Source organism: Aurantiacibacter sp. D1-12 (genome assembly GCF_028858515.1).
In the GTDB taxonomy this organism is placed as follows: Bacteria; Pseudomonadota; Alphaproteobacteria; order Sphingomonadales; family Sphingomonadaceae; genus Alteraurantiacibacter.
On record NZ_JAPJZJ010000003.1, the window covers coordinates 88,503 to 112,458 of the forward strand.

The following is a 23,956-nucleotide window of genomic DNA, read 5'->3' on the forward strand; positions in this document are numbered from 1 at the left end:
AAATTCCCCGCGGTTACTCCTTGGGCGGCTCCAGCATGCGGCGGCCCTGATCCGCTATGGCCCCTTCGACGATGGGCTTGAGGAAACCGAGAGCAGCCGGAAGTATCATTTCGAATAGCACCTGGCTGTCTTCGATATCAATGTGTCCGGTGAGCCCTTGCCCCATCGCGGTGATGGTGAGCGTCATGCGGTCTTCGGTCGGCCAGCTGGTTGCGACATCGGCCATTCCGCCGGGAATATTGTCGCCGATGGAATGGCCATTTTCGCGCAGGCGACGGCGCACTTCCTCTCGGCCCAGATCATGCGGGATCGCGACCTGCATCAGCTTTTGCTCTTTGCCGTATCGAAGTCGGGGAGCGGAACGCCGGAGCCTTCATTCAGAGGCACACCGTTATCGGCTGCACTATCGAGCGGATTGCCTTCCGCATCGCCATAGCGATAGTCGAGATAGCGGTCCTTGATCGCGAGGTCATCGAGCGAACCTTCGGCCAGCTGGCGGGTGACGCTGTCCAATTCCTTGCTGATCTTCTTGAGGCTGCGCTCAAGCTGCGCATCAGGCGTAGCGCCAGCGCGTTCCTCACTGCGCAGGTTGGCCGGAATGCGCAGATAGGTCTGGATCGTTTCGGGAAGGATTTCGCCCACCAGTCGCCGCACTTCGCCTGCCGCCTGGTGCTCGGGATCGATATGCGCAAGCTGCTGGCCCAGAGCATCGAGTTGCGAGCCCATACTGTGTACGAGACGCGCGGAAGCCTCGGGCAACTTTTCGCGCTGGTGCTCGAGCCAGATTTCGGTGCGCGCGACCAGTTGCTTGGCGTCCTGCACGCGCTTCAGATCAGGGAGTTTGGGCGCCCTCACCTTTGGAAAATTGCTGAAAATGAAAACGGCAGCAACGATCATCAGGGCAACGATCATCACTCCGCCAAAACCCAGCGCTTCGATGAAGACACCAAAGATGCTGGCTCCGGCGAGGATTGCAAAGACTGTCCCGAAAAACAGCTTCAGCCGTTTCATCCGGTTGGACTTCTTTACTCTCCGCGAACCTTCGCCAATCGAGCCACCGCCGCGCCGGTGATAGCCGCCTTCGCGCTGCATTTGCAGGCTGGAGCGGGCTTCCCTCAGGATACGGTCGGATTGGTCGGTGGAATCTACCATCAATGCGTCCTTACGGCTCCAGCGACAGCAGGCCGCTGTCCTGCACCTGCTGGGCGGCCTGGGCCTGTCCTTCGGCTCGGGCGATATAGCCCTTGGACTTCTCGACCTCGACAGACAGTGTGTCGACTGTCTGTTTCATGCTGTCGAGCGCGCGCAGCTTGAAGGTATCGACCTCGTCCATGGTATCGTAGATATTCTGGAAGGCGCGCTGCAGCGTTTCCATCGGGATGGTGCTGCTGGCCGCCTGTTCGTGGATCTGCGCGGTGTTGGAACGCAGCAATTCGCCGGTGGAATCGATAATCCCGGCGGTGGTTTCGTTGAGCGCGGTGATCTGGCCGAGCACCAGCTTCTGGTTCGTCATCGCCTCGCTCACGGTCACAGCGGTGCGCAGCGCGCCCACCGTGGTGGTGCTGGCGCGATCAACACCCTTCACCAGCTCGACATTGTTCTTCTTGACCAGGTCCAGTGCGAGATAACCCTGCACCGACACCGCCATCTGCGTCAGCAGGTCCTGCGTGCGCTGGCGGACGTAGAACAGCGCGGTCTCGCGGATCGCCTTGGCCTTTTCCGGATCGGTTGCGTCGAGATCGGCTGCCTTTTCTTCGAGCTGGCCATCGAGCGTCTTGGCGATGTGGATCATCTGCTCAAGCTTGCCCATTGCTTCCCACAGTTTCTGCCGTTCGACATCGATGGCCGCATTGTCGAGGATCAGTTCGTCCTTGCCGCTGGAAAGGTTGCTAAGGATCGACTGGATGTGCCCCTGCGCGCTCTGGTAGCTGCGGAAATAGTTCTGCAGCTTGTTGCCGAACGGGATGATGCCGAGGAACTTGCGCCGCTTGGACAGCTTACCGCGCTTGCCGGGGTCGAGATCTTCGACCACGCGGCGCAGCTCTGCCAGATCCGCGCCAACGCCGCTTTCCTGGTCCATCGCGCGCACAGGGCGATCGAGGAAGCGGTTGGACATCTGGCTGGCTGCCATGATTTCCTTGCGACCCATATTGGTGATCTGGTCGACCTTCTTGCCGAAATCGGGCGAATTGGCATCAAGCGCAACAAGCTCGTCAACAAAACCGTCAACCTTCTCCTGCAGCGCGCTCTTCTTCTCCTCGCTCACGGGGACAAGTCCGGCGGCCTTTTCGGGTGCGACTGTGGGCACCGGTTCAGGCGGAGTCAGCTCCAGATCAAGGTCTGTCTTGGTCGTTGTTTCGTTTGTCGTGGCCATCGCGGCAAAATCCCTCTTCGTTCCTCACTAACTGTATTAGTGATGCAAGACACGCAATTCAAGTTTAGTGCATCAAGCTTTGTGCCAATCGAGTTTCCGCGATAATAGGCTACAATGCAAACACCAAACGCGCCCGACGCGAATAGTCCGAACACTGCCGATCAGCCGCTCGACAAGGCAAAGGCCAATCTTGCAGAGAGCCTGACGCACTTTAACAGCTGGTGGCGCAAGGATGTCAGCGGCACCGTGGACCAGGTTGCGGTCATCGAAAAGCGTCGTGCCGAATGTACGCTTTCGGCACGTTACCTGCTGATGACCTGTATGTCTGCCGGGATTGCTATTCTTGGTCTGCTGCAGGGTTCCGCCGCGGTTGTGATCGGCGCCATGCTGCTATCGCCTCTGATGGATCCGATCATGGGTGTGGGCTTTGCACTGGCGATTGGCGATTACAAATGGCTGAGGCAATCGGCCAAGTCGCTGGCCGTCGGCACGGCGTTTGCGATCCTGTTCTGCGCGATGATCGTGTTCTTTTCGCCCTTGCAGACGATCACAGCCGAAATTGCCGCTCGAACTCGTCCGACGCTGTTCGACCTCGGCGTAGCGATTTTCTCCTCCATTGCCGGTGCTTACGCGATGATCCGGGGGCGTGAGGGCACCATCGTTGGCGTGGCGATTGCTACTGCCTTGATGCCGCCACTGGCCGTCGTCGGCTTCGGTCTTGCGACTTTCAACGGCACGGTGTTCTGGGGCGCGCTGTTCCTGTTCATCACCAACCTTACCGCCATTGCGTTGACAGCCACGGCGATGGCGCGCGCATATGGCTTTTCGACCAGTCTTTCGGACAAGCAGACGCAGTTGCAGGCCTTTCTGATCTTTTCCGCCTTTGTGGTCTTGGCGATTCCATTGCTACTTTCGCTGCGCCAGATCGTTTGGGAGACCACCGCGACACGGCAGATCAATACCGTGATCGAAGAGACGTTCGATGGCCGTGCGCGGGTCGACACGCTCGACCCAAACTACGAGGGCGAAACGGTGCACATAACTGCAACGGTATTGACGCCCGAGATCATCGGCGATGCAGAGGTGCTGGCTGAAACAGCGATCAGCGAGCGACTGGGCCGGACGGTTGATGTTTCCCTTACGCAGATCCCGGTCGGCACCAGCGAAGACGCAGCCGAAGAAGCGCAGCTTGCTGCCGCTCGTACCCGTGAAGCCGAAGCTGTCGAGCAGATGGAGAACATCGCCGATCGTCTCGCCTTGCTCGCCGGGGTGCCGACCGACGATGTGACTATCGACCGCGAACGCCGCCGCGCTATCGTCGTTGCCCGCCCGCTCGCGGGGGCGACAATGGCGACCTATCGCGAGCTCGAACGGCGTATCGATGCGACCGAGCCGGAATGGGATATCCGCTTCACCCCGCCGCTCCGCGCTCTTCCCAATATCGCCTTCGAGCAGGTCGAGAATGCTGAAGGAGAGACCGTGTGGCGACCGACAGCTGAGGGCCGCCGCGCTCTCGCGTTGGCCAGCTGGGCGCAGGATCGCACCAGCATTCCCGTGCGCCTGACAGGTCCGGCGGATTCGGTCGCGGCGCTCCGTACCATCCTTTCGACCGACAATCGCAGCATGATGGAAGAGACAAACGGAGCGGGCCACGGTACGGTGACCGTCAGCTGGGCAGCGGGGGAGTAGGTACAATGGCACCCGAAATCACTGTGCTTGCGCTCGCGGGAGTGCTGTTGGTCGTACACGTGTTCGTCGCCGTCCATTTCAAGACGAAGCAATATGGCAAGGATTGGAATATGGGCGCGCGTGATGCGGATATGCCGCCGCTCAATGATCTGGCAGCTCGGCTGGAGCGTGCGCGAGACAACTTCATCGAAACCTTGCCGCTCGCGATCATCGCACTATTCGGCGTGGTGCTGGCGGAGAAGGCAAATGAATGGACCGCGCTTGCAGGGTGGGTGTGGCTGGGCGCACGGGCGATTTACTTGCCGCTATACTGGGCCGGCGTACCGAAAGTGCGCACCATAGTGTGGGGCGCGGGGCTAGTCGCGCTGCTTTACGTGCTGGGCGTGTTGTTGCTGGGTTAGGCTGCCAGTTTCAGCGGCATGATCTCGCCCGAAAGGTAAAGCTTCTTCGCCTTCGCGCGACTCAGCTTGCCTGAGCTTGTGCGCGGCAGGGTGCGCGGGGGCACGAGTTCGACCACACAGTTCATGCCGGTGACAGAGCGTACCTTGTCGGCGATCTGATCGCGCAGTTTTACACGCTCTTCGGGGTCGCTCACGCGGCAATGGACGAGCACGGCGGGTGCTTCCTCACCGCTCTCGGTCTCGACCGAGAAGGCGGCGATATCGCCGTGGTTGAAGCCGGGCAGCTGTTCTACCGCCCATTCGATATCCTGCGGCCAGTGGTTTTTGCCGTTGATGATGATCATGTCCTTCGCCCGGCCGACGATGAACAGGTAGCCATCGGCCATGTAGCCCATGTCTCCGGTATCCAGCCAGCCATCGACCAGGCAGTCCTCGGTCGCGGCTTCATCGCGGAAGTAGGAGTGCATGACGCTGGGGCCACGGCACCAGACCTTGCCGATCTGGTGATCGCCCTTGATCTCGTCATTCTCGCCGCGGATCTCGACATCCATGTCGGGCAGCGGCTTGCCGCAGTTGACGATGGCGCGATAGCGGGCGGGGCGCGAAAGATCTCGCTGCGTTCCCGAAAGGCGTTCTTCCTCGACCAGTTCCACGCGAATACCTTCGCCCGGCGGCATCACGGTGACGGCCAGTGTCGCTTCAGCAAGCCCGTATGACGGCGTGAAAGCGCTCGCTTTGAAGCCGGCATCGGCAAAGGCGTTGACGAATTGCTGCATCACGTCAGGGCGGATCATGTCGGCACCGTTGCCGGCAAGCCGCCAGCGCGACAGATCAAACCGGTCCGCCACATGGCTCTGGCTGGAAATGCGGCGCGCGCAGATGTCATAGCCGAATGTGGGCGAATAGCTCATCGAATTGCCCTCGTTCCGGCTGATCAGATCGAGCCATGCGAGCGGGCGACGGGCGAAATGCTCGGTGCGTAGATAATCCGCGCTCACCTGATTGCCGACCATCGACAGGAAGCAACCGACAAGACCCATGTCGTGATAGAACGGCAGCCAGCTGACGCCGCGATCACCTTCGCCGATGTGCATACTTTCGGCATGGCCATAAAGGTTGTGCAGCAATGCGCGGTGGGTGACCGCAACACCGGTAGGGAAGCGGGTCGAGCCGGAAGAATACTGCAGGTAGCAAATGTCTTCGGGGTCGGCTTCGGGCAGGTCTGCCTCGGGCGCGTCAAGCGCGGCGAACTCGTCCCAATTCATGCCCTTGCAGCCCTGGTTGTCCGCAGCGGCGCGCGCCATTTCATCGATCTCGGCGGGGTAGAGCAAGACGGCGGGGTCACTGCTGGAAAGCTGGACGCCCAACTGGTCGATATAGCTGTCCTTGCCGCCGAACGTGGTCGGTAGCGGCAACGGCACCGGCCATGCGCCGGTGTAGACGCAGGCGCAGAAGGCGGCGACGAATTCGGGGCTAGTTTCAGCGATCAGGGCGACACGGTCACCCTTCTTGATTCCCATGCCCATCAGGCGGCGCGCTGCGACCAGCGCGTCTTCGCGCATTTCGCGGTAGGTGTAGACACGCTCCAGCGTGGCACGCGGGTCATAGAAGTTCATGCCCTTTTCGCTGCGCGCGGCATATTCGATCGCTTCGACGAAGGTGGCGAAATCGGATCGGCGGCGCGGCAACGGACAATCGTTCGGTGTCGGCGTTAGCTCAGTCGTCTGTGTGATGGGGAACCCTCATCTTCAACGCGCTTCTACGGCGCTTCCCATATACAAAACGGCGGGAAAATTGGTTGTTCCACGCCGCAAGCTTTCCCATTTGAAGGGAAGTGTGGCACGAATAAGGCCAATGGACAGCAATCGACAAGGGGGAATACGCAAGCGGCGTGCGCCGAAACCGCTTTCGGCTGCCTCGCTGGAGGAGCTGGCGCTGTCCTACGCCGCCCGGTTTGCAACCACAGCGGCCAAGCTGGAACGCTATCTGGCGCGCAAGTTGCGCGAGCGTGGTTGGGAAGATGACCATCAGCCTGATGTCCCTCAATTGGTGGCGAAATTCGTTGAAAAAGGCTTCGTCGATGATGAAGTTTACGCCCGTGCGCGCGCATCCGATCTGCTGCGGCGAGGATATGGTGCACGGCGTGTCAATCAGGCGCTGGGGCAAGCGGGCGTCAACGAAGAGGTCCGGTCACAAATGCGACCGGGTGATGCAGCCAAGCGGCAAGCGGCGGTGCGATTAGCACAACGCAGACGCTTTGGCCCCTTCGCTATCGAGGCTCCCGATAAGGAAAAGCGCGAAAAACAGATTGCAGCCATGCTGCGGGCAGGCCATTCCTTTGATCACGCCCGCGCGGTGCTGGATGCGCCAAGCGAGAGGGCAGTGGAACAATGGATCTCCGAAGCGGAGGATAATGGTGACGATGAATTTCGGTAGGAATGTGTTTGCGGCGCTGGCGGCCTTGACGCTGGCAGCATGTAGCGGTGAAGCTGCGCAGGAAGCTGCTGCGCCGGTCGTTGAAGAAGCGGTGGCGACACATCCGATCTCCGGTCTCGAGGTTATTCCGGTGACGCTGACAACGTCGAATGGCACTCACGTAATCCAGGCTGAGGTTGCGGCGACCCAGCAGGAACAGAGCCGCGGACTGATGTTCCGGCAGGAGCTCGGTCCCGATGAAGGCATGATTTTCCCGAAGGATCCGGTGCAGCCGCTCAGCTTCTGGATGCGAAACACGGTAATTCCGCTCGACCTCATCTTCATCGACGAGAACCGCCAGGTCATCAACATCGGGCAGGGCGAGCCGTATAATGAGGAGCCAATTACATCTGACCGTCCGGGTATTGCCGTGTTGGAGCTGGCAGCCGGTCGATCGGAAGAGCTAGGTCTCGAGCCAGGTGATAGCGTAGAGTGGTAATGGCTATTGGCCTTCGCCAGCGAATCCGCTAATCGCGCCCCCATGAACTTTCTGATGAAAATCTTCACCTGGTGGGAAGGCGCCACCATCGGCACGCTGTGGTGGTCGTTCAAGAATGGCGAGCATGTCGGCACCGATGCGCAGGGCAACAAGTACTACCGTTCCAAGAACGTGAAAGAAGGCCAGAAAGAGCGCCGCTGGGTCATCTATGATGGTGCCAATGATGCAAGCCGCGTGCCGTCCGAATGGCACGGCTGGCTGCACGGCTCGTATGACGAGCTGCCCGAAAGCCATCTCGCTCCGCCGAAGATCTGGGAAGCCGATTACACGCCCAATGCTACCGGCACCGATGCGCGTTACCTGCCCGCGGGTGCACTGGAACGCGGTGGCAAGCGCGCCGCAGCCACCGGTGACTACGAAGCATGGTCGCCCGACGCGTGATCGCTCTACGCGCCGTCTGCGCCGGTGCGCTGGCCACGCTGGCCTTGACCTCCTGCGGAGGCTATGCACCCGCTCCGGAGGCTGAAGAGACCGAGATGCCCGAGGAGTTCCAGTCCGAGCCCGCTACGCAGATCGGCAATCCCGAAGGTATTGGAACCCCGATGGAAGAGCGCCTCGCCACCATCGGACTCGTCAACAAGCGCAACAACGAAACCCGCGACATCGAAATGTATCCGGGCGAATCGCGCCGCTTTGGCGATGTCATCGTCCGGCTGCAGGCGTGCGAGCGCACCGCCCCGTGGGAAGATCCGCAGCAGACCGGCGGCTTCGTGCAGGTCTTCGTCAACGAACGCGTTGATAGCGGCGATGGCACGCAGTGGAACCAGGTTTTTTCCGGCTGGCTTTTCAAGGAAATGCCCAGCATCAATGTCGTCGAACACCCGGTCTACGATGTGTGGGTGAAGGACTGCGCGATGAGCTTCCCCGGGGAAGAAGCCGAGGCCTGAGCCTCCTCCTGCAGTTGCTCCAGCGCTTCGAGCAAAGTGCACCGTGGCGACCCTTCGCAAGCGGCTGACAGCCTTTCCTGATAGTCATCACGAGAAACCTGCACTGCGCCCAATGAGGCGAGGTGATCGGTCATAAACTGGCAGTCGAGCAGCACATAACCCGCTCGCCGCATCAGGCAGATCAGTGCGGCGAGAGCCACTTTGCTGGCATTGTCCGCGCGGGTGAACATGCTTTCGCCGCAGAAGACGCGGTCAAACGCCACTCCGTAAAGGCCGCCCACCAGCTTGCGCTTGTGCCAGCACTCGACCGAATGGGCGTGACCTTGCCGGTGGAGGTTGCGATAGCTCGCATCGATGACTTCGCTGATCCAGGTGCCCGGATGATCGATCCGCGGCTGCGCGCATTCGCCGATCACTGCAGAGAAATCACCATCAACGCGAATTTCGTACCTGTCCTGCCTGATCAGCTTGGCGAGCGAGCGGGACATGCGAAAACCATCGAGCGGAAAAATCGCCCGATTGCGCGGTTCGACCCAGAACACCTCCTCGTCATCGCGCGAATCGGCCATCGGAAAAACGCCGCTGCGATAGGCGAGCAGCAGGATCTCCGGCGGGATCAGCTTGATGGCAGTCGGGGGAGGGGGCGAGTGCATCGCGGCTCTTTAGCACGCCGGAAGCATGTCGTCGCTTGCCATCGTGCAATTCGCATATTAGAGGCGGCGCTCCTGAATGCAGGGGTGTAGCTCAGTTGGTAGAGCATCGGTCTCCAAAACCGAGGGCCACGGGTTCGAATCCTGTCACCCCTGCCATATATTTTCATGATCCGGCCTCCGCCGGATCGTCCTCCCAGCAATTCGCTCCGCTTCGCTACGCGGCTGGTCCGGGCGGCCAGTCGGCCTAGGTCGTGCGCTAGTCGCGCCCAATCACAGCGAGCGATAGCTACCATGTGGCGGAGCTCGCTCGGCGACTAGCCGAGGGCAAGGGCGAACGCCCGCCCGCAGCGGGCGCAGCTTGCTGCGCATCTAGCGAGGACGCACCGACGGAGGTCGGTGCGAAAAACAAACAAGGGATTCCTTATTCACGCGATTCCGCTAACGTCCCGACTATGTCCGGGGGCAAACTCAACCACATCCGCCAAGCCGACTGGCTCGATAGCCGGCGTGTGCGCGGATACGCGGTGATCCTCGGCATTGCCTCCTTGGCGCTGCTGGTGAATTCCTACCTCAAGGCGATGGGGCCGGATGGGACCGATTTCCTCGCATTCTGGGGTGCGGGGCATGTGACGGTCTCCGGCGATCCGGCGGCGGCATATGATCTTGCGACGCAGGAGCGAGTACAGACCGGCACGGGTAGCACTGGCTGGTTCGCGTTCGTCAATCCGCCGCCGTTCCTGTTTGCCGCCGCCCCGTTTGGCGCCTTGCCATTCCCGCTGGCGTGGATCGCCTGGGTCGCTGTGACCTTCACGCTGTGGGCCTGGGCGAGCATTCGCGCCTTTCCGCGTTTTTGGCCGATCATTCTCGTATTTCCGGGCGCGCTGCTCGCAGCTGGTCACGCGCAGACAGGCCTTCTGACAGGAGCGCTGCTGGTGGGCGGCGTGGCAGCGATGGGCACTCGGCCTGTTTTCGGCGGAATGTTACTCGGCGCGCTCATCATCAAGCCGCATCTGGCGATCCTCATTCCTTTCTGGCTGGCGGGCGCACGGCAATGGCGCGCTTTCGTGGCTGCTGGCGCAAGTGCAGCCGGGCTGTTGTTGCTGAGCTGGCTGGTGTTCGGCAACGAAACGATGCTCGGCTACATGGATAGCTGGCAAGCAAGCGCCGCGATCATGCGCGGGGACGATCCCGAGTTCTATCTGCGTATGGCGAGTATCTACAGCCAGCTGCGCCTGTTTGCGACGGTGCCCCTTGCGCTGGCGGCCAACGCGCTGGTGGCGCTCTGCATGGGCGCGCTGGCATTCTTGTCAGCGAGGCGCTTTGGCGGAGACATGCTGGCGAGCGGTGCTTTTGTGCTGGCCGCCACCGCGCTCACCTCGCCCTATCTGTTCAGCTACGACCTGCCGTTCCTGATCCTGCCGGTGCTGTGGCTGGTGCGCGAAGGACTGCGTGAGGGCTTCCGATCATACGAGAAACTTGGCCTCGTCGTGCTGTTTGCCGCGCCCTACGCCACCCGCGCGGCAGCTCTCCCGCTGGAGATCAACCTGATGGCACTCGCCTCGCTTGCACTGGTCTGGCTGATCTGGTCGCGTGGCGGCGGGCGTTCATACAACTCTTCACAAAGCTGAACGCGAGGCTAACCAACCGCCCACAGCGAATTCAGATAGCAGGCGGTAATCCGTTCCCTACCGGCGACGAATGGAGGGCATTCGCAGTCGCCGAAAAGGAACAGGAGGCCACTATGGGCAATCGAATCTACACATCCAGCCGCAATGACGCCTGGAGCAATCCGCGTCCTTACACCGATGCCAGCCTGCGCTTTGCCAAGCACGGCCGTGTACTGCCGATGGAAGAGCCGAGCCTTCTGGAGCGCCTGTTCGGCTGGCGCTGATCAAAAACCATAACCCATAGAAAAGGGCCAGGAGCTGCAAAGCTCCCGGCCCTTTCTCTTTGATCGGTCCGCGATAAGCGGACCGCAAGGCCGACTGGCCGCCCGCAGCGGGCGCAGCTCGCCTGCGCGCTTAGCGAGGACGCTCCTGCGGAGGCAGGAGCGAAAAGCAAAAGAGTCTCAGTATTCGTTCGGCTCTTCCGGTGTGTCTGCCGTGTGCGTTGGCCCGGCGTCCTTCTCGCCCCTTGCCAGCTTGAACACCACGCCAGAGAGCAGCGCGAGTGCCAGCAGGTTGGGCAGCGCCATCGCGGCGTTGGAAATATCGCCCATGCGCCAGACCAGCGTCAGATCCTGCGTCGATCCGATGTAGATCACCACGCACCACAGCACACGCCAGATCATGTGCAGCACCTTTTCGCCGCCGCGAGTCGAACCCGGAACGCGGTCGTAGATGAAGGTGATCGCGCGTTCGCCGTAGTAGCTCCAGGTGAGGAGTGTGGTGAACACGAACAGGATCAGCGCGAGTGATGCCACTAACGTGCCGAGCGGGACGCCAACAATCTCGAACGGGAAAGCCGCTGCGAAAGCGCCGCTCGTCATCGCAAAGCCTTGGAGATCGGAATTCCACGCGTGGCGCACGGCCTCTTCACCAGCGGTGAAGTTACCCTCCACCGTCAGCATGACCAGCGCCGTCATGGTGCAGATCACGATGGTATCGATGAAGGTGCCCAACATAGCCATACGGCCCTGCTGTTGCGGATCGTTGGTCTGTGCCACCGCGTGAGCGATAGGCGTCGAACCTTGACCTGCCTCGTTCGAGAACAGGCCGCGCGCGACACCGGCGCGGATCGCCAGCATGATCGCCGCACCCACGAAGCCACCCGTGGCTGCCTGCGGGTTGAACGCACCGTGGAAGATCAGACCGAAAGTCTCGGGCAGATCGCCGAAGTTCAGGATCAGCGCGATCACCGCCATGAGGATGTAGCTTGCAGCCATGAACGGAATGATCTTTTCCGCCACGCTGCCGATCGACTTGATGCCGCCAATGATCACGATGAACACCAGGATCGCGGTAATCGCACCGCCAAGCCATTCCTCAATGCCGAACAGCTCGGTCATGCCGTCTGCAATGGCGTTGGCCTGGATCGAGTTGCCTGTGACCAGTGCCGAAAACAGCGTGCCGAGGCAGAACAGGATGGCGAGCCATGTCCATTTCTTGCCCAGACCCATCATGATGTAGGTCATCGGACCACCGCGATAGACGCCGTCAGATGTTTTCTCGCGATAGCGGATGGCAAGCGAACCTTCGGCGAAGGCGAGTGCCATGCCGACAAGTGCCGTCACCCACATCCAGAAGATAGCGCCGGGGCCACCCAAGGCGATCGCAGTTGCGACACCTGCCAGGTTACCCGTACCGACTTGCCCGGAAAGTGCGGTCGAGAGTGCGGCAAAAGGTGAAATCTCACCGTCGCCGTCGCTCTTGCGGCTCTTGAACAGGCCCTTGAATGCGCTGCCCAGCTTGACGATGGGATAAAAGCGCAGCCCGATCATGATCCACATGCCGATGCCCAGCAGGATCAGCGTCATGGGTGGGATCGGTTGCCCGCCAATAGACAGCCACGGAAGGACTTCGCCGTTCCACGTGCCGCCCCAGATAAAGTCGGAAACATTCGTAACCCTGTCGACCAGGCTTACGCTCGCGTCTTGTGCCGCCATTCGAGAAATCCCCTCGCGTCCCTCTGAAAATTGTTGGCGCCTTGCTATCGGTGGCAGACGGTCATGCCTAGCCCCCTTCTGCATATTGGCGCGCATTTTGGCCGGATTCGCTGGAAATTTCTGCGCCCGCCCCCCATTTCCCACTCTTGCCAAGGCGTGGCCACGCGCCTAGATAGCCAATCGTCTTCCGACATTGGCAGAGCATCAAGCCCCTCCCGGACCTAAACCGGGGCGGCGAGGAGCCCTACCCGGAAGGCACGAGACAAGTTTTAGACAAGCGGGAAGTGCCCATCATGGCCGAACCAACACCGAAGAAGAAAACCAGCCCCGGCGAATTCGTGCGTCAGGTGCGCTCGGAAATGAGCAAGGTCGTCTGGCCGACGCGTGAGGAAACCGTCCGCACCGCGATCTTCGTGTTCATCATGGTGGTGATCCTCTCGCTGTTCTTCCTCGGCGTCGATTCGCTGTTCGGCTGGGTGGTTGAAACCCTGCTTGAACTGATCTGATCACGATCACGCTTACGAAGATAATTGAGGGATAAAGGGTAACAACATGGCAGCCCGCTGGTACATCATTCACGCCTACTCCGGTTTCGAGAACAAGGTGCGCGACGCGATCCTTTCCGAAGCAGAGCGTCTGGGCCTTTCCGAAGGCGTGGAAGAGGTGGAAGTGCCCACCGAAACCGTGACCGAGATCAAGCGCGGCAAGAAGGTGCAGGTCGAACGCAAGTTCATGCCCGGCTATGTGCTCGCCAAGCTCAACATGACGGATGATGTCTATCACCTTGTGAAAAACACGCCGAAGGTTACCGGCTTCCTCGGTTCGGGCAACAAGCCGCAGGCGATCAGCGAGAAAGAAGCCGCGCGCTATTTCGGCGGTGTGGAAGAAGCCAAGGCCGCACCCAAGCAGGACATCCACGTCGATTACGAAATCGGCGATCAGGTCAAGGTGCTCGAAGGGCCGTTCGCAAGCTTCAACGGCGAAGTCGAAGAACTCGATTTCGATAAGGCGAAGGTCAAGGTCAGCGTTTCGATCTTTGGCCGCGCAACTCCGGTGGAACTGGACTTCGACCAGGTTGAACTGGTCAAGTAAGACCTTCTGACGAAATCAAAAAGCAGCGCAGGGCACGGTTGCCTTGCGCTGCTTTTTTGTGTGCCGTGTGGACGTGTATTTACACGCTCAGCCAACCCAGCTTCTCGGCATAGGCAAGGCTCATCGCCAGCACGTCCACTGCGGCGTGGGCGATAATGCAGGCCCACAGGTTGCCGTTCATCCGCACCCGCAACCAGCCGAAGAACAGGCCGACAGTGCCGGTCACCACCACACCGCCCCAGCCCTGATAGGCGTGGGGCAGGCCGAACAGTACGGCCTGAATGATAATTACCAGCCAAATCTTGTCCCGCAGTCCGGCGACGCGAGACAGGCGATCCATCAGGAAACCGCGATAGAGCAATTCCTCACCAGCGCCTGCAGCCAGAATCGCGACACCGATGATCCACACCGCGAACATCGCCGGGCTTTCGGTGACGAGGTCGAGCACAAAGCCCGGATCGGGCGCGCCAAGGCCCAGCGCGTCGACCGCCGCTCCGCCAAGACCGAAGATCAGGAAGATTACCAAGGTTGCCGCAGCAGCCCAGCCGATCGTGCGGCCCCAGCTGACGGGCGGTGTGCTGAGGTTCCACGCCTCCCCCACAACGCCTTCACGCTTGAGCCAGAACCAGCTCATCAAGAGGCCGAGCGCCATGCCGACCATCACGGTGAGCGCTACGGTGAGCGAGCTCAACTCCGGATCGCCCGCGGCACCGCTCTCGATCTGCGCGAAGACCGCTGGCAGTGCGGGTAGCGTGCTGCCTACGAAATAGACGATTGCAACGGTCAATACGTGCAGAAACGGGAACCCCCAGAGCAGTGTCCCGCCGGAAGTGATCGGCGTCGCCGCGCCCGTATTTTTGATATTGGTTTCTGCCATCGTCCGTTCCCTGTTGTGCCCCGGGACCATCTCGACGGCTTTTGTATGCCGGACAAGGGCCCAGCGAACTTTTTCCTACAGGTAGAACGCGCCGCCTAAGCGGAAAGCGATCCTGCCATCGTGCCGCCAAGTTTCTCGAACAGTCCCAGCGCCTCGTCCGCGAGAGTGCTTTCGACCGGCGTGTCATAGGAACGGATCGCCTTCACCATCGCCTGTGCCACTGCGCTAGCCTCAGGCGCGGCTTCCAGCCCCAGCAGGTGGTACAGCGCGAGCACACCCTGCGGATCATGCGTGAAGCCCGTCATATCGACAAAGCGCGCGCTGCGGCTTTCCTTCGCATGGCGCATCGCAGCGATCCAGTAGGCGAGCCAGTAGTCGAGCGTGTCGGGCGAATGGTCTGCGCGCACCTGCTCCATGCCGGGGAACATGATCGGGCGGTGATCGGCGCCAAATTCGAAGTGCCCGATATCGCGCGGGTAGCGGGCCGCAAAAGCGCTGGCCGAGTGGCTCGCGAGCGCTTTCGTGTGCTGGTGCAGTAGCGATTGCGCCTGATCGAGCGGGTTGCGCAGTGGCACTATGATGTGCGCATCGGGGAAGGCCTGGGCCAGGGCGGGCAGGCGTGCAATGTTGGCATTGTTCTTGGAGGCATAGCGGGCGTTCGAAGCGCCGCGTGAAAGCATCAGCGCGCGCATATGCTGGCGCATGGCGGTTTTGGTCGGCGCGGTCATAGTCTCGCGCAGCGCAATCGCGCCGCCTGAAAAATCCTCGGCGCAATGGTTCAGCCAGAAGACTTCCTCGAACGCTTCGGGGCTGTCAGCACTGACCATAATCCCGTCACCGTGGCTGCGTTCCTTCGCGTCCTGCTTGGCGTGGAAGCGGCCCGAGAACTGTCGCCAGATCACGGGTGAAAGCACAAAGGGCATATCGCGATAGGTGTGCGTGACCACGTCGGGATGCTTGGCCAGTAGTTCGAGCAGCAGCGTGGTCCCGGCGCGGGGCAGGGCGGTGATGAAAATCGGTGCGGTGATGCTTTGCGCGGCTATGGTTTCGCCGAAGCGGCTGTCTTCCATCTCGCGCAGCATACGTTGCGGCGCTTTGGCGGAAAAAGCCATGCGATGGACCATGCGGTCCGCCCAGCTGTAGTCTTCCAGCGCCACTCGTTCAGCCCCGGGCGAAGCGCGATTGCACACGCGGCCACAGCGCCAGCGCGACCACCGTCAGCACGATCACCAGCGGTTGGATCGAGAAGATCAGAAAACTCTCCCACGTCAGCCAGTCTGCCCAGACAGCAATAGCGACGGGTGCAGCGGCGGCGGCGAAGGTCACGATCAGTGCCAGTGTCAGCCTCGCGGTGAGCCCAAGCACGCGGATCGAGCGCGTCTGGATCTCGCGCTCCTTCTCGTCATCGCTCATGTCCTTTGCTGCCATCACGCCGAATGCCGTGCGCAGTTCGCGCGTCATTTCGGCCGTGCGCGGCCACACGCGCAGCCCCTGAAAGGCCAGCACCAGCAGAATGCAGCTGAGGACGTAGGCGGCGATCATGCGGCTTCTTCGGGTTCCGATGCGTCTTCCTTGGCGCTTTCGGTGGCGGCACTGTCTTCATTTTTGCCGGTTGCCTTTTTGAAGGCGCGCTTCAAGGGGAACCAGATGAAGCCAAACACCATCAGGAACAGCACTCCGAGGAAGCTGATCATCGATCCGATGGCGGAAAGGCCTGCGCCTGCGCCCATATAGGCGTGGGCCGGGCTTTCACCGAAGGCGACGAGTGCCACGCAGGTGGGCACAGTGACTTTGCCTAATTTGTACATGTCGGAAATTCCTCTTCGAAAAAGTCTGTCGGCACACGCATGCCGAAGGAAAACAGGGCGGCATATTCATCGTCCCACGGCTGGCGGTAATCCCACACCACCTCGCCTTGGGGGGTCACTTCAAACACGCGTCCGGCGCGGCTTTCGACCACCAGACGGTTGCCGTTGTCGAGCAGCTGGTGGACGCCCATGATGTCGCTGAAAAAGCCATCGACCAGCACTTCGCTGGTGTCGGTGGAAGGGTCGAAGCGAACGATCTGGCTGCCCGCTCCCAGCGCGCGGATTTCGGGCGAGCGGTTGTTGTAGATGTCGATCATGCCGTCAGCGGTGATGTCGGGGTCGTGCTGGCGCACCCAGCCACCTTGGCGATGCCATTTGAGCGCGCCGCTCCGCGCATCGAGAATGGCGATCATGTTCATAGCGCGTAGCGAGACGAGAAGGTCGCCTTCGTTCACATTCTCAATCCGGTCCGCCAGCAGGGCGGTGACAAGGTCGATGTCGTTGATATGCGTCGCATCGGTACGCAGATCCTGCGCCGAGAGATAGAGCGCACCTTCAAGGCCTGCCTCGACTATGGCGCGTAGCACGGAAAACTCGCGCAGCGTTTCGCCGTCGGCGCTCATCAGAGTGACGCTGTCGTGGTAATAGTGGTCCGTCGCGATATCGTCTTCGATTTCCTGCGGATCGAGGCCATCGGGCATCCACTCGCTCGGCGTATCGCTTGCGGGGATGTGGCCGGGGATCCAGAAATTGCCTTGCCCATCAGGCGTTACCGAGTGGTGGCGCGGGGCGGTGCTCGCCCACATGGTGTTCGAACAGGCGTCAATACGAGCCGTGCCGAGTCCGGAGAAGTTCACAATCAGCGATCCGTCGGGAAGCGGGTACAACCCTTGGCTGACATAGTGGTTCTGCGATGCGGGGATGCGTTTGGCCGGGATCACCTCGCTGGCATTGGGCCAACTGGCGTAGAAGTCGGGCGTCCAGCTGTGCAGCGTCTCGCCATCGGGGCCGAGCAAGCGGACTTCGTGGCCATTTTCCATGATGCCCTGGACGAGTGTGAGACCGGGCTGGCTACGTGCGGTGTCGTGCGTGACCAGGCCTTCGCCTTCGTAAGTCAGGGGCAGGAGAATGCTCGGGCGACTGGAGAACATTCCGCCCACCACTGTCATGGTCATGCGCGCGCTGTCGGCGATCTGCGGGAAGGGTGCGATGTTCAGCGCGCCGAGCAGCCCGCCCGTCGTGATCATCGCCAGGAGCAGGAATATCCTCTCCGCAAAGTTGGACTGTTTCGCCACTGTTACCCTGTTGTCCGCAAACGCATTTCAATGTGTAAGGCAGTTCTAACCAGTCATGGTAAACGAGGAGTAAAGATCGGGGCTTTCCTACAGGGCGGTTCGCTCTGCACGGTTCGGCCATGTTTGCAGCCGCTTTTCGCCCCGGAATAGTTTCCCGTCAGGACTGTGTAACACCTGTCACACCTTTGCCTGCTGCCGAGGGGGAATCGCTTGCATTTGCCGCGAAAACCGCTATCTGCGCGCCTTCTCGTTCAAAGCATCGGGAAATCCGTGCGGGAGCTGCTGTGCAAACAGTGGCGCTGGACCGCTTAACATGACCCTGTGGCTTCGGCTGCGGGGAACAGTGAGAAAAGGAGGCCATCATGGCCAAGAAGATCGAAGGTTACATCAACCTTCAGGTGCCCGCCGGCATCGCCAACCCGTCGCCCCCCATCGGCCCTGCCCTGGGTCAGCGCGGCGTGAACATCATGGAATTCTGCAAGGCCTTCAACGCCGCGACGGACAGCCTCGAAAAGGGCGCTCCGATCCCGACGAAGATCACCGTCTATGCAGACCGCAGCTTCACCTTCACCACCAAGACGCCGCCTGCCAGCTATCTGCTGAAGAAAGCCGCCAAGGTGAAGAAGGGTTCGGGCGAGCCGAACAAGGACAAGGTCGGCAAAATCAAGCAGAGCCAGATCAAGGAAATCGCCGAGACCAAAATGAAGGATCTCAACGCGAACGATATCGACCAGGCCATGAAGATCATCGAGGGCAGCGCGCGTTCGATGGGCCTCGATGTGGTGGAGGGCTGAACCAATGGCATTGACCAAGAAGCAGAAGCAGGTCGCGGAACTCGATAGCGAGAAGCTGTACACCGTTGACGAAGCCATCGCCGTGCTCCGCGAGCACAAGGGCAAGTTCGACGAGACCGTTGAAGTCGCCATGAACCTCGGCGTCGACCCGCGTCACGCAGATCAGATGGTCCGTGGCATGGTCTCGCTGCCGGGTGGCACGGGCAAGGACGTGAAGGTTGCCGTGTTTGCACGTGGCGACAATGCCGAGAAGGCTACCGCTGCCGGTGCTGACAAGGTTGGCGCCGAAGACCTGATGGAAGATATGCAGGCAGGCAACCTCGACTATGACCGCGTGATCGCCACGCCGGACATGATGGGCGTTGTCGGTCGCCTCGGTAAGGTGCTGGGTCCCAAGGGCCTGATGCCGAACCCGAAGCTGGGCACCGTTACCCCGAACGTGGAGCAGGCCGTGAAGGACGCCAAGGGCGGCCAGGTCGAATTCCGTGTCGAGAAGATGGGCATCATCCACTCGGGCATCGGCAAGCTGTCGTTCAAGGACGCTGACCTCAAGGCCAACTTCCAGGCGCTGACCGGCGCTGTTGTGAAGGGCAAGCCTTCGGGCGCGAAGGGCAAGTTCGTGAAGAAGGTCTCGCTGACCAGCACGATGGGCCCGGGCCTGAAGATCGACCTCGCCGAGGTTGAGGGGGCCTGATTTAGGACTGTCCTACAGAATCCGAAACAAGCGAAGGGGCCGGAGAAGCGATTCTCCGGCCCTTTCTCTTTGTGCCGAAACGGCACGCAGCAAAATGGTTAATGGGTACAGTCGCTTATCCGGTGTCAGATGGCTGACCGAAGGAGTCGCTCTATGATCAGGCCAGTTCTTTTTACGGCGTTGATGAGTTTTGCCCTGCTACCAGGCCAGGTGAGGGCTGAAACGGTCCCTCTTTCGCAGCAAATCACGATCACTTACGATGCCACTGTCATCCAGAACGCTGAGGACAATCTGCGTGTACGGCTCGCCGATGGCACGCTGACGGATTACACTGGACCTCTGCCTGACTATCCGCTGCAAGTTGGTGACAGCTTCACGTTCACCGCCACGGCGCAGGTGCCGACGCAGGAATTCTACGACAACTTCTACGCCGGTCCGATCGCCGAAGACGGAATCTACGAATTCGCTGTGAGTTCGCTCGATCCGGGTACTGACCCAGTCACCGGCTATATCGAGAGCTTCTCGGTCAGTACCCCACTGCAACCAACGTTGAATTTCGGCCAACCGACGGTGGCCCGTGTGGGGTTGGTCTACGACTACAATACCGACACATACTACATCGACCCCGATTCCAGCTTCAACTCCGGCGCCTATGGCGGGCCGGGCTATATCTACGATGCTGCGAGCGGCACTTACGTGCCATGCTCTGGTGCAACCGGTTGCACGCCGTCTGCCGCATACGATCCGGTCATTTTCGGATTGAACGGACTGCAGGGAACAGGATCGGTCGGCGCACTCAACATCCCGGTTTACAGCACCGATCCCTTCTCGGCCGAAGGGCAGGGCTTCTTCGATCTGCTGTTCAGCGGGAGCTGGAGCCTGCCGACCTATTCAGCCAGCAGCGGTACACCAGTCCCTGCGCCCGGAATGCTGGTGTTGTTTGGTCTCGGCGCGTTTGGTGCGTTCCGGTTGCGGAAGGGCCAACAGGCTCTGGCTTGAAGGCCTTTCCTACAGCTTACAGAACACGCGAAAGGGCCGGAGAAGCGATTCTCCGCCCCTTTCTCATGTGTGGTTTTGAGGTGCAGCGCGCGGCCCCAACAGCCGAGCATAAAACCAGCCGATACCGATCAGGCTGAAGCCCAGCGCAATGAAGCTGGCGACGCGCAGCAGGTCGTCCAGCCCGGCGGCATCCACCAGAAAGACTTTGAACACCGCGAGCAGCATCAGCACCAGCGATCCGATCCGCCAGCTGCGCGTTCCGGTGCGCGAACCCCACCCGAGGAAGCCCAGCGCCAGCACAATTCCGGTGAGTGAGCGCAGCAGGTCTTCGGTCTGGGTCATTGGGGTGGCGGTGAGAATGCTTCCGGCAAAGGCATGCCGCAATTCGCTCAGCGCCCAGAAAGCGATCAGCAGCATGATCACCCCGTCACCCAGCACCCGCAAGCGATCTCGCATCACCTCCGGCCCTTGCCGTGCCAGCCACCACACGCCCGCTCCGGCTAGGAGATAGGCGGGTGTGAGCCAGTTGATGATAGGCAGTACGCCCACGGCCTGCTCGCTCCACAACGGATTGTGGAGGAGGAAAGTGAAGATGATGAAGTGGACAAGGCCCGCTCCCAAGAGTCCGATGCCAAGGCGGCGCCAATCGGGCAACCAGTGAAGGATAGCAACGCCAACACCCATAAGTAGCGCTTGCCACACGGTTCGCTCTGCCATGCCGAGATGGATAAAGTCCTCGAATGAGGCGAGTGCAAAGAGCTGCTTGAACAGCGTATGATCGACAACAATGCCTGTGGCGAGCGCGACCACGGCGAGCAGCGGCCGCATGCGCTTGCTGTCACGAATACGCCACCAGGCGAAAGCGGCTGCGAGTGCTACGGGCAGGATTTGGCGGAGCGCATCGGCAGGTGTGGGAAGTTCGCTAGCCAGCATCGGGAAACCCGAAAGCGCTTCTGCACCGCGCTCGATCCATTCGATGAGCGGCAGGAGGCTCCAGAAGAACGCGATGGTGACGAAGGTGCCCGAAAGCGCTCCACGCGGTGCAAGCCACCAGACGATCGCAGCAGCTGCCAGCGCAGCGGTCCATGCCAGCCAATCTCCCGGCACGATCTGGGAGAGCCAGACATAGGCGAGCAGGGCCAGCAAGATCTCTGCCAGGCGCGCGGCAGGGCGGCGCCATTCGACATAGGCCATCACGGCGAAGGGTAATGCGGCCACGCCCCAGCGCACCAATGCCTGCGGCAGATCTCGCGTGCTGTACGGATCGCCAACCGCATACGAGAGTTCGCGGGTGAAGGCCCAAGGGGCAACTAGCGTTACGATGGTGAGAGCCAGCCCACCCCATGCAACGCCAGCAAGTGCCACATCGCGGCGTCTGCGTACCAGCTCCACAAGCACAAGCGCGATGGCTGCCGCACCGATCACCTCGGCCCACCCGACCAGCACCATCTGAGTCGCACCGAAGGCCAGTATCGCTGCCGCTCCCACTGGCAGCGCGACCAGCTGGCCCAGATTGCTGTCCTCCATCCAGAGCCGCCACGCACCAAGCGCGACAACTATGGCAAGCAGAGCAAAGGTGAGTGCCAGCATCGGCAGCATCACATCATTGTCCGCAACGGGAAAGTGCAGGTAGCTGGCAAGGCCAAGGCCCAGTGCGCCTACACTAAGTTGCGCGAGCTCCACAGGCGTTGCCGCGTTGCGCCAAACCAGCATCAGCGGCAGGCCAAGTCCGATGACGGCCAGAGTGCAGACAATGCTGTTAAAGTCTGCTGCGGGTGCATCGGGCCACATGATCAACAATACAATGCCCAGTGCCAGCGCCATGACATTGGCGAGCCGCAGGCGTTCCTCTCCCCAACTGAGGAAAGCGAGGGCAGCTGCGAGCAGGGCATAAAGGCCCCAGGTGAGCATGGAGAACTCGGCCAGCGCGACGAGGGCCGCGAGCTGCACGGTTGCGATGACTCCGGCCAGCACGCGCGTGTAGGGAAATGCTGCATCGCGGCCCAGCACAATGGGCACTACTGCTCCAAGCGCCAACACGTATAACCCGACTGCCAGCACATCGCCCCCGGCGTTCGGCTGGGAGGCGAGCATGCCGACGCCCCAGACAAATCCGCCCACCAGTGCAGCCGCGCCCAGCAAGCGGTTGCCAAGGCGTCGGGCAGTGAGCGCCAGCCCGGCCGTCAGCAACACAAGGTAGAATGCGAGCACAGGGACATTGGCTTCCTCGCTCGCCACCATCATCGGGGTTGCGAAGCCGCCGACAAGGCCGAGCACAGCGGTGGGCAAACCAAAGCGGAAGGTAAGGGCGAGCGCGAGCACTGTCACCAGCGCAAGCCCGCCAAACGCTACGCCCGGCCCGATCAACCCGTATTGCGCACCGGCGAGGTAGAACGCAGCATAGAGCGTCGCGATGCCCGCTCCTGCCAATGCCTGCCGCACGCGCGGGTCGGCAACGCGATCCTCAAAGCGATAGGCGGCCTCCGCGCCGGCGAGCAGGAGCAAGCCGAATAGGAAGCTCAAGGCAACGCGCACTTGCGGGCCGAGCAACCCCTTCTCGATCGAATACCGCACCAGAAAAATGCCGCCGACGGCCAGCGCGATACCGCCCAGCCAGATGGGCAGACGCCGCCCGAAGATGTCTTCAAAGTCGAATTTTGGCAGCTGGAAACCGGCGCCTTGATCCTCGTAATCCACCGGTTGGTCCGGCGGTGGAGCTTCCACAGGAGGCTCATCATAAAGAGGAGGTAACTCTTGTGTGATCGGCTCTTCAGGTGGCGCCGTTCGGGCCTTAGCAGGGACGGGCGCAGGCTCGGCTTCCGGCTCCGAATGCGTGTGTATCTTCGGCTCTTCGGAGAGTTCGGCTAGCTGCGTATAATCGTGCCGCTCTATCTCCTCGACGCGCCTTCCGAGGATGCGCACGCGGTCCCAGAGCGCGATTACCGCCACGCACAGAACCAGAATAATCAGCCATTCCATGAAGTTACGACCCCCGGATGAGCTGAGCTTAGCGGGTCACGCCAGTCGCGCAAGCCCGATGGATCAGATCCCTCCGGGCGTGAAGTCAAAGCCTTCCTCGCCCAACGCTTCGCACAGGGTATCGACTGCACTTTCGAGCACTTCGCGGCTGGTGGAGCGGATGACGAAATTCGCCCCGACCTTGCCTTCGCGGAAAAACGGGTAGGAGCCGATCTGGCAGTCCTCGTGCGCCTTTTCGACCTGCCGAAGCACGTCAGCGACTTCGCTTTCGGCAGTCCAGCATCCCACCGTTTCCGAAAGCAGTGGTGCACCGCCTTCCAGCGTTCCGGTCAGCGCGTCGAGCATTCCGGCAGTGATATAGGGGACGCCTGCCATCAGGTGCACATTGCCGATCTTGATACCCGGCGCGCCGGACATCCGGTTGGGGATCAGGTCTGCGCCATCGGGCACGCGGGCCATGCGCAGGCGTGCTTCGGTCAGCCCGCCGGGCTTGTCGGCATAGTACCGCTCGAGAATAGCCCGCGCTTCGGGATGTACGACCACGTCGACGCCCAGGGCAGCAGCGACCGCATCGACGGTGATATCATCGTGCGTCGGGCCGATACCGCCGGTGGTAAAAAGGTAGTCATAGCTTGTCCGCAGTGCATTCACCGCCGCGACAATCGCATCCATATCGTCCGAAACAACGCGCACTTCGGTCAGGCGGATGCCCTGCACCTGCAACCAGCTGGCCACCTGGGCGATATTTTTGTCGTGCGTGCGACCGGACAGGATTTCATCGCCGATCACCACCAGCGCCGCTGTCCAGACCTTGTCGCTAGCACTCATGTCGAGCG

Annotated in this window: 26 protein-coding genes and 1 tRNA gene; 14 read left to right on the plus strand and 13 right to left on the minus strand. The window is 61.1% G+C overall.

Features of this window, described 5'->3' with window-relative positions; translation table 11 throughout:
• Positions 1 to 13: 13 nt before the first annotated feature.
• Genes OOZ52_RS07390 through OOZ52_RS07400 form a run of 3 tightly spaced genes read right to left on the minus strand, consistent with a single transcriptional unit; the run spans position 14 to position 2,374 of the window.
• Positions 14 to 322 (minus strand): polyhydroxyalkanoic acid system family protein, encoded by a 309-nt coding sequence (locus tag OOZ52_RS07390; protein WP_274697872.1) that lies wholly within the window; start codon positions 320 to 322, stop codon positions 14 to 16.
• Positions 322 to 1,152, minus strand: coding sequence for a hypothetical protein (locus OOZ52_RS07395; RefSeq protein WP_274697873.1), 831 nt, complete (start codon positions 1,150 to 1,152; stop codon positions 322 to 324). Before OOZ52_RS07395 ends, OOZ52_RS07390 begins: the two co-directional genes overlap by 1 nt.
• 10 nt (positions 1,153 to 1,162) lie before the next feature.
• Positions 1,163 to 2,374, minus strand: coding sequence for a toxic anion resistance protein (locus OOZ52_RS07400; RefSeq protein ID WP_274697874.1), 1,212 nt, complete (start codon positions 2,372 to 2,374; stop codon positions 1,163 to 1,165).
• Between the two features lie 114 nt (positions 2,375 to 2,488).
• On the opposite strand from OOZ52_RS07400, the gene OOZ52_RS07405 reads away from it, so the two are divergent.
• Both OOZ52_RS07405 and OOZ52_RS07410 read left to right on the plus strand, forming a co-directional pair.
• The gene (locus tag OOZ52_RS07405) at positions 2,489 to 4,063 is read left to right on the plus strand and encodes a TIGR00341 family protein (RefSeq protein ID WP_274697875.1); all 1,575 of its coding nucleotides are present in this window, start codon (positions 2,489 to 2,491) and stop codon (positions 4,061 to 4,063) included.
• A 5-nt stretch (positions 4,064 to 4,068) separates the two neighbouring features.
• On the plus strand, positions 4,069 to 4,464 hold the full coding sequence (locus OOZ52_RS07410) for an MAPEG family protein (protein ID WP_274697876.1): 396 nt from the start codon (positions 4,069 to 4,071) through the stop codon (positions 4,462 to 4,464).
• Here OOZ52_RS07410 and OOZ52_RS07415 read toward each other — a convergent pair.
• Positions 4,461 to 6,197: a fatty acyl-AMP ligase gene (locus tag OOZ52_RS07415; protein ID WP_274698335.1), complete on the minus strand. Its 1,737-nt coding sequence runs from the start codon at positions 6,195 to 6,197 to the stop codon at positions 4,461 to 4,463. The two genes, OOZ52_RS07410 and OOZ52_RS07415, sit on opposite strands and share 4 nt — an antisense overlap.
• A 121-nt stretch (positions 6,198 to 6,318) precedes the next feature.
• Between OOZ52_RS07415 and OOZ52_RS07420 the strand changes: the two genes are divergently transcribed.
• The 4 genes from OOZ52_RS07420 to OOZ52_RS07435 are packed head-to-tail and all read left to right on the plus strand — an operon-like array spanning position 6,319 to position 8,325.
• The gene (locus OOZ52_RS07420; protein WP_274697877.1) at positions 6,319 to 6,900 is read left to right on the plus strand and encodes a regulatory protein RecX; all 582 of its coding nucleotides are present in this window, start codon (positions 6,319 to 6,321) and stop codon (positions 6,898 to 6,900) included.
• Entirely contained in the window at positions 6,887 to 7,378 is a 492-nt protein-coding gene (locus OOZ52_RS07425) for a DUF192 domain-containing protein (protein ID WP_274697878.1), read from the plus strand. Before OOZ52_RS07420 ends, OOZ52_RS07425 begins: the two co-directional genes overlap by 14 nt.
• Positions 7,379 to 7,420: 42 nt before the next feature.
• Entirely contained in the window at positions 7,421 to 7,819 is a 399-nt protein-coding gene (locus tag OOZ52_RS07430; protein ID WP_274697879.1) for an NADH:ubiquinone oxidoreductase subunit NDUFA12, read from the plus strand.
• On the plus strand, positions 7,801 to 8,325 hold the full coding sequence (locus tag OOZ52_RS07435) for a DUF2155 domain-containing protein (protein WP_274697880.1): 525 nt from the start codon (positions 7,801 to 7,803) through the stop codon (positions 8,323 to 8,325). Before OOZ52_RS07430 ends, OOZ52_RS07435 begins: the two co-directional genes overlap by 19 nt.
• On the opposite strand, the gene aat is transcribed toward OOZ52_RS07435, so the two are convergent.
• A complete protein-coding gene (aat, locus tag OOZ52_RS07440; RefSeq protein ID WP_274697881.1) occupies positions 8,265 to 8,978 on the minus strand; it encodes a leucyl/phenylalanyl-tRNA--protein transferase in 714 nt (237 codons plus the stop codon). The two genes, OOZ52_RS07435 and aat, sit on opposite strands and share 61 nt — an antisense overlap.
• An 80-nt stretch (positions 8,979 to 9,058) precedes the next feature.
• On the opposite strand from aat, the gene OOZ52_RS07445 reads away from it, so the two are divergent.
• The 3 genes from OOZ52_RS07445 to OOZ52_RS07455 all read left to right on the plus strand — a co-directional run bounded on the left by OOZ52_RS07445 (position 9,059) and on the right by OOZ52_RS07455 (position 10,869).
• Positions 9,059 to 9,134, plus strand: a tRNA-Trp gene (locus OOZ52_RS07445).
• Between the two features lie 296 nt (positions 9,135 to 9,430).
• A complete protein-coding gene (locus tag OOZ52_RS07450) occupies positions 9,431 to 10,606 on the plus strand; it encodes a glycosyltransferase family 87 protein (RefSeq protein ID WP_274697882.1) in 1,176 nt (391 codons plus the stop codon).
• A 113-nt stretch (positions 10,607 to 10,719) separates the two neighbouring features.
• Positions 10,720 to 10,869, plus strand: a complete 150-nt coding sequence (locus OOZ52_RS07455) for a hypothetical protein (protein ID WP_274697883.1) — start codon at positions 10,720 to 10,722, stop codon at positions 10,867 to 10,869.
• 177 nt (positions 10,870 to 11,046) lie between these two features.
• Here the strand turns inward: OOZ52_RS07455 and OOZ52_RS07460 are convergent, their stop codons facing one another.
• Positions 11,047 to 12,582, minus strand: coding sequence for an alanine/glycine:cation symporter family protein (locus OOZ52_RS07460; RefSeq protein WP_274697884.1), 1,536 nt, complete (start codon positions 12,580 to 12,582; stop codon positions 11,047 to 11,049).
• Between the two features lie 293 nt (positions 12,583 to 12,875).
• Between OOZ52_RS07460 and secE the strand changes: the two genes are divergently transcribed.
• Both secE and nusG read left to right on the plus strand, forming a co-directional pair.
• A complete protein-coding gene (secE, locus tag OOZ52_RS07465; protein WP_274697885.1) occupies positions 12,876 to 13,088 on the plus strand; it encodes a preprotein translocase subunit SecE in 213 nt (70 codons plus the stop codon).
• Between the two features lie 46 nt (positions 13,089 to 13,134).
• Positions 13,135 to 13,674 carry a transcription termination/antitermination protein NusG gene (gene nusG, locus OOZ52_RS07470; RefSeq protein ID WP_274697886.1) on the plus strand — a complete coding sequence of 180 codons (540 nt, stop codon included), beginning with the start codon at positions 13,135 to 13,137 and terminating at the stop codon, positions 13,672 to 13,674.
• A gap of 79 nt (positions 13,675 to 13,753) precedes the next feature.
• Here the strand turns inward: nusG and OOZ52_RS07475 are convergent, their stop codons facing one another.
• From OOZ52_RS07475 to OOZ52_RS07495, 5 genes are all read right to left on the minus strand, one after another.
• Positions 13,754 to 14,551, minus strand: coding sequence for a CPBP family intramembrane glutamic endopeptidase (locus tag OOZ52_RS07475; protein WP_274697887.1), 798 nt, complete (start codon positions 14,549 to 14,551; stop codon positions 13,754 to 13,756).
• A 95-nt stretch (positions 14,552 to 14,646) separates the two neighbouring features.
• Positions 14,647 to 15,708, minus strand: a complete 1,062-nt coding sequence (locus tag OOZ52_RS07480) for a sulfotransferase (protein ID WP_274697888.1) — start codon at positions 15,706 to 15,708, stop codon at positions 14,647 to 14,649.
• Positions 15,709 to 15,712: 4 nt separating this feature from the next.
• Complete coding sequence (locus OOZ52_RS07485; protein ID WP_274697889.1) at positions 15,713 to 16,093, minus strand: hypothetical protein; 381 nt, start codon at positions 16,091 to 16,093, stop codon at positions 15,713 to 15,715.
• Entirely contained in the window at positions 16,090 to 16,359 is a 270-nt protein-coding gene (locus OOZ52_RS07490) for a hypothetical protein (protein ID WP_274697890.1), read from the minus strand. Before OOZ52_RS07490 ends, OOZ52_RS07485 begins: the two co-directional genes overlap by 4 nt.
• Positions 16,347 to 17,654 carry an arylsulfotransferase family protein gene (locus OOZ52_RS07495; RefSeq protein ID WP_274697891.1) on the minus strand — a complete coding sequence of 436 codons (1,308 nt, stop codon included), beginning with the start codon at positions 17,652 to 17,654 and terminating at the stop codon, positions 16,347 to 16,349. Before OOZ52_RS07495 ends, OOZ52_RS07490 begins: the two co-directional genes overlap by 13 nt.
• 362 nt (positions 17,655 to 18,016) lie before the next feature.
• Between OOZ52_RS07495 and rplK the strand changes: the two genes are divergently transcribed.
• The 3 genes from rplK (at position 18,017) to OOZ52_RS07510 (ending at position 20,141) form a co-directional block, all read left to right on the plus strand.
• The gene (gene rplK / locus OOZ52_RS07500) at positions 18,017 to 18,448 is read left to right on the plus strand and encodes a 50S ribosomal protein L11 (RefSeq protein WP_274697892.1); all 432 of its coding nucleotides are present in this window, start codon (positions 18,017 to 18,019) and stop codon (positions 18,446 to 18,448) included.
• A gap of 4 nt (positions 18,449 to 18,452) precedes the next feature.
• Positions 18,453 to 19,142 (plus strand): 50S ribosomal protein L1, encoded by a 690-nt coding sequence (gene rplA, locus OOZ52_RS07505; protein ID WP_274697893.1) that lies wholly within the window; start codon positions 18,453 to 18,455, stop codon positions 19,140 to 19,142.
• A gap of 153 nt (positions 19,143 to 19,295) precedes the next feature.
• Positions 19,296 to 20,141, plus strand: coding sequence for a PEP-CTERM sorting domain-containing protein (locus OOZ52_RS07510; protein WP_274697894.1), 846 nt, complete (start codon positions 19,296 to 19,298; stop codon positions 20,139 to 20,141).
• A 63-nt stretch (positions 20,142 to 20,204) separates the two neighbouring features.
• Here OOZ52_RS07510 and OOZ52_RS07515 read toward each other — a convergent pair whose 3' ends face one another.
• Entirely contained in the window at positions 20,205 to 23,120 is a 2,916-nt protein-coding gene (locus OOZ52_RS07515) for a DUF2339 domain-containing protein (protein ID WP_274697895.1), read from the minus strand.
• 63 nt (positions 23,121 to 23,183) lie between these two features.
• Positions 23,184 to 23,948, minus strand: a complete 765-nt coding sequence (locus OOZ52_RS07520; RefSeq protein ID WP_274697896.1) for a competence/damage-inducible protein A — start codon at positions 23,946 to 23,948, stop codon at positions 23,184 to 23,186.
• Positions 23,949 to 23,956: the final 8 nt, after the last annotated feature.

Excerpts from the sequence above, each read along its gene's own strand:
- OOZ52_RS07390 (WP_274697872.1), bottom strand. The coding sequence starts at position 322 with ATGCAGGTCGCGATCCCGCATGATCTGGGCCGAGAGGAAGTGCGCCGT.
- OOZ52_RS07395 (WP_274697873.1), bottom strand. The coding sequence starts at position 1,152 with ATGGTAGATTCCACCGACCAATCCGACCGTATCCTGAGGGAAGCCCGC.
- OOZ52_RS07400 (WP_274697874.1), bottom strand. The coding sequence starts at position 2,374 with ATGGCCACGACAAACGAAACAACGACCAAGACAGACCTTGATCTGGAG.
- OOZ52_RS07405 (WP_274697875.1), top strand. The coding sequence starts at position 2,489 with ATGCAAACACCAAACGCGCCCGACGCGAATAGTCCGAACACTGCCGAT.
- OOZ52_RS07410 (WP_274697876.1), top strand. The coding sequence starts at position 4,069 with ATGGCACCCGAAATCACTGTGCTTGCGCTCGCGGGAGTGCTGTTGGTC.
- OOZ52_RS07420 (WP_274697877.1), top strand. The coding sequence starts at position 6,319 with ATGGACAGCAATCGACAAGGGGGAATACGCAAGCGGCGTGCGCCGAAA.
- OOZ52_RS07425 (WP_274697878.1), top strand. The coding sequence starts at position 6,887 with ATGAATTTCGGTAGGAATGTGTTTGCGGCGCTGGCGGCCTTGACGCTG.
- OOZ52_RS07430 (WP_274697879.1), top strand. The coding sequence starts at position 7,421 with ATGAACTTTCTGATGAAAATCTTCACCTGGTGGGAAGGCGCCACCATC.
- OOZ52_RS07435 (WP_274697880.1), top strand. The coding sequence starts at position 7,801 with ATGGTCGCCCGACGCGTGATCGCTCTACGCGCCGTCTGCGCCGGTGCG.
- aat (WP_274697881.1), bottom strand. The coding sequence starts at position 8,978 with ATGCACTCGCCCCCTCCCCCGACTGCCATCAAGCTGATCCCGCCGGAG.
- OOZ52_RS07450 (WP_274697882.1), top strand. The coding sequence starts at position 9,431 with ATGTCCGGGGGCAAACTCAACCACATCCGCCAAGCCGACTGGCTCGAT.
- OOZ52_RS07455 (WP_274697883.1), top strand. The coding sequence starts at position 10,720 with ATGGGCAATCGAATCTACACATCCAGCCGCAATGACGCCTGGAGCAAT.
- OOZ52_RS07460 (WP_274697884.1), bottom strand. The coding sequence starts at position 12,582 with ATGGCGGCACAAGACGCGAGCGTAAGCCTGGTCGACAGGGTTACGAAT.
- secE (WP_274697885.1), top strand. The coding sequence starts at position 12,876 with ATGGCCGAACCAACACCGAAGAAGAAAACCAGCCCCGGCGAATTCGTG.
- nusG (WP_274697886.1), top strand. The coding sequence starts at position 13,135 with ATGGCAGCCCGCTGGTACATCATTCACGCCTACTCCGGTTTCGAGAAC.
- OOZ52_RS07475 (WP_274697887.1), bottom strand. The coding sequence starts at position 14,551 with ATGGCAGAAACCAATATCAAAAATACGGGCGCGGCGACGCCGATCACT.
- OOZ52_RS07485 (WP_274697889.1), bottom strand. The coding sequence starts at position 16,093 with ATGATCGCCGCCTACGTCCTCAGCTGCATTCTGCTGGTGCTGGCCTTT.
- OOZ52_RS07490 (WP_274697890.1), bottom strand. The coding sequence starts at position 16,359 with ATGTACAAATTAGGCAAAGTCACTGTGCCCACCTGCGTGGCACTCGTC.
- rplK (WP_274697892.1), top strand. The coding sequence starts at position 18,017 with ATGGCCAAGAAGATCGAAGGTTACATCAACCTTCAGGTGCCCGCCGGC.
- rplA (WP_274697893.1), top strand. The coding sequence starts at position 18,453 with ATGGCATTGACCAAGAAGCAGAAGCAGGTCGCGGAACTCGATAGCGAG.
- OOZ52_RS07510 (WP_274697894.1), top strand. The coding sequence starts at position 19,296 with ATGATCAGGCCAGTTCTTTTTACGGCGTTGATGAGTTTTGCCCTGCTA.
- OOZ52_RS07515 (WP_274697895.1), bottom strand. The coding sequence starts at position 23,120 with ATGGAATGGCTGATTATTCTGGTTCTGTGCGTGGCGGTAATCGCGCTC.
- OOZ52_RS07520 (WP_274697896.1), bottom strand. The coding sequence starts at position 23,948 with ATGAGTGCTAGCGACAAGGTCTGGACAGCGGCGCTGGTGGTGATCGGC.